1 protein-coding gene is annotated in these 522 nt (G+C 46.2%); it reads left to right on the top strand.

Annotated features, from left to right (window positions below):
• Positions 1-179: 179 nt before the first annotated feature.
• Positions 180-359: a hypothetical protein gene (locus ACYQ8U_RS23195; protein ID WP_459947926.1), complete on the top strand. Its 180-nt coding sequence runs from the start codon at positions 180-182 to the stop codon at positions 357-359.
• Positions 360-522 lie beyond the last annotated feature (163 nt).

Genomic DNA, 522 nt, shown 5'->3' with positions numbered 1-522 from the left:
GATCGCCAGTACCGCCCTGCCTGTTATTTTCTGTCCTTCGCTTTTTAACCGTTCGCATGCCCGAACAACCGTTTCGTAAGTCGCTACCTGTTGCATTTGCTCCCCCTGTTATGATATGATATAGAAACATTATTTAGATATGATACTATATCATAACATAAAAACAGTCAAGAATTTGTTTGAACCCCAGGCTGGTAGGTCGGCTGTGGGCAATGATCACCTTCGGAGAGTGGATAACCGCGACGGAGGACCATGAAGCGGATCGTGACAAAGCATATGCAAAGGCTGACGAGTGGGCGACCGAACAGCTCGATGACCACGCGGCGGACGATTTTGAGCTCAGCCTTGTTAATACATAAAACATTTTAGAGCCACAGGCCGGTAAAGGGGATTTGATAGAGTGCCTTAACGAGTCCTGGAAATTTAACCATGCTCGTTATGAAGTCGTGGCTATTGAGATCGACGAAGACCTGCAGTCGATTCTGCGTGGAAAAAATATCAAGGTGATTGATAGTGATTTCC

This window comes from Desulfocastanea catecholica, assembly GCF_054657295.1.
The sequence above is the reverse complement of the archived record's forward strand: the minus strand, read 5'-3'. Positions and strand labels throughout refer to the sequence as shown.